The following is a 2,679-nucleotide window of genomic DNA, read 5'->3' as shown; positions in this document are numbered from 1 at the left end:
CTACATACTTTTTAATCCCCGAACTGATCACCACGCCCTTCTGGTCAAGGTAGTTCAGCGAAGCATAGTAATTGAATTTTTCCTGCCCGCCCGAGAAGCTCAGCTGATGGTTTTGAACAGAACCTTTTTGAAAAATCTCGTCCTGCCAGTAAGTACCCGCTCCTATTTGCGCGATCTGCTCGGCAGAGAATTCCGGTGCCTGTTTCTGGTCGGCGCGCAGGTCGTTGAGCAGACTGGTATACTGCTTCGCATTCAGCATCGGCACCCTTTTCGTCACTTCTGAAATACCGCCGGACAGCGAGTAGTTCACATTCAATTTACCCTTCGTGCCCTTTTTGGTGGTGATCAGGATAACCCCGTTTGCACCACGGGAGCCGTAAATCGCCGTCGCAGAAGCGTCTTTCAGGATTTCGACAGACTCGATATCATTGGGGTTCAATGCATTAAGCGGGTTGCGCGGGGCTTGTTCCGTTACCACAGTGGAGCTGGGTACCACCGAGGTGTTGTTGATCGGCAGACCGTCGATCACATACAAAGGTTCGTTATTGGCATTGATCGAGTTGGCCCCGCGAATGCGGATCGTCACCCCGCCGCCCGGCTCCGAGCTGGATTGTGTAACCTGTACCCCCGGCGAGCGACCGGCAATAAGCTGATCCACTGAGGTTTGTACCCCTTTGTTAAAATCCCTGCTATCGAGCGAGCTGACGGCGCCTGTCAGGTCGCGCTTTTTCTGGGTACCGTAGCCGACCACCACGAGTTCATTTAGCTGGCGCGTATCATCGCTCAGCTGCACACTAACCTGAGAACGGCGGCGCACCGGCACTTCCTGCGTGAGGTAACCAATGCCGGAAATCACCAGCACCGCCTCTTCGCCGGCCTGGATTTCAAAAATACCATCCGCATTGGTGGAAGTACCCGTAGTAGAACCCTTGATCAGGACATTGATCCCGGGCAGCGCCGACTGGTCAGTGGAAGATGTGACTTTTCCTTTGACAAGGCTTTGTGTAAATCCCGGAAAAGCCAGCAGCAGCAAGCCCAGGGTCAACATTCTGAAAGGAGAAATACGCAAATGTTGAGACATAAGAATTGGATATAGTTTATGTAAATCGGAGCGCGAATTTACTTAAACTATTTAATCTACCAAGTTTGTAGATTATAAATTCTATCTGAAATTTTCTGCGTTTCTGAGAAGTATAGGGTGATTTGACTTAAAAGATAAATGTGTGACTGCTTCGGAGCTTACCTTTTCTCCATTCGTACAACCTGGTGCTCGATCGGTTTCACGGTATTGAGATAGGCGAAGATCGCACTCAGGTCCTGCTCCTTCATGCCGCCGTACATGGTCCACGGCATTGGTGAGTTCAGCTCGTCGGGTGCAAGCTTTGGAGCAACATAGGCGCTGTCTGTATAAGCTTTGAAACGCGCTACAAATGCTTCTTTCGTCCAGTTACCGATCCCCGTTTCTTTATGCATGGTAATGTTCGGCGAGCGTACCACCCCATTTGGACTACTGAACTCCATTCCCCCGCCGAACTCTGTGCCCGGCACTACACTCCCCTTTTCAGTTTTGCTGTGACAATCCACGCATCCTGTTGCGGTAATGAGGTATTTGCCGTACGCAACCTGATCAGTTTCAGCAGGCCGCTTGGTAAATGCGGCTTTCTGTGGCATTGTGTTAATCAAAAAGTTAACCGGAAAATCAGCCTCGGATTCCGGCACATCGTTTTGGATCGGCGCCAGTCCGCGGATGTATGCAATCACTGAATAGATATCCTCCGGGTCCAGCTGCCCGAACCGGTGGTAACCCATGACGGGGAACAGCGCTTTTCCTTCCTTGTTCACACCAGTTGTAACGGCACGGAAGACTTCTCCGTCCGTCCAGCTGGCCAGTGTGTAGGGTGTGATATTAGGAGCAAAAAACTTACCAGGGAACCCCATTTCCTGCGTAAAAGCTTCGCCGCCACCACCCAGACCACCTGACAGCGGCCCTGCGTAGCGTGTCCAGTCTCGGGTGCTGTGGCAATCCATACAAACAGTTACATGGTTTGCGAGGTATTTGCCCCTTTCAATGCGGGCTGGTGTCAGTTCTACTTTCAGGTCAGGTGCGGGACCGGTATCCGGTAATGCAGCTTTCACATAAATCATCGCGGCGACAACAACGATCACCAGTCCGGCGAGGATCTTACCTGTAATTTTTAATGCTTTCATGTAACTGTCAGAGGTTCGTTTAGGCACCTGAGCTGGCCGGTCTGCGCGGGTTTATTACCGTGCGGCCGCAGGTTTTGTCACCCGCAGCCTGCCCAGCGCGCCCGTACATCATGGAAGTTCAGTGTGGTGGTTGAAAAAGTTGAGTAAAAAAAGGAAATAACGTTGAGTAAAAAATTGATTCAGAGCTATTTAATTTTGAAGTAACCAGGTAAACAGCTTGCTTGAATGTCGTTGCAACTTGTAGGGACAAAACAAAGCATGCTGAATGCAAGTCGCAATAGCAAATTCTTGCTATATCCACCATTTCAGTGGGTTTTGGCTGGTAATTTGTCGTCATTCTAAAATCTTCCTCTCAACTCCGTTCTTCTTCGCATGCTGTGTAATCTGGTTTTGTTTGCTCACCTGTTATTTCGGAGCAAAATTCGGGCTTTCAGACTGTTACCCTTTCTGTTTCATCTTGGCATTATCACC

Annotated in this window: 2 protein-coding genes; both read right to left on the bottom strand. The window is 50.0% G+C overall.

All coding sequences use genetic code 11. The annotated features are described in order from the left end of the window. On the bottom strand, positions 1 to 1,081 hold a 1,081-nt coding region (locus tag ACTIE6_RS22435; RefSeq protein WP_439558755.1), incomplete at its 3' end, for a SusC/RagA family TonB-linked outer membrane protein. A gap of 158 nt (positions 1,082 to 1,239) precedes the next feature. Next, complete coding sequence (locus ACTIE6_RS22430; protein WP_439558754.1) at positions 1,240 to 2,208, bottom strand: c-type cytochrome; 969 nt, start codon at positions 2,206 to 2,208, stop codon at positions 1,240 to 1,242. Positions 2,209 to 2,679: the final 471 nt, after the last annotated feature.

The organism is Dyadobacter sp. (genome assembly GCF_051859145.1).
Classification (GTDB): Bacteria; Bacteroidota; Bacteroidia; order Cytophagales; family Spirosomataceae; genus Dyadobacter.
This window is presented reverse-complemented; position numbering and strand designations above follow the sequence as displayed.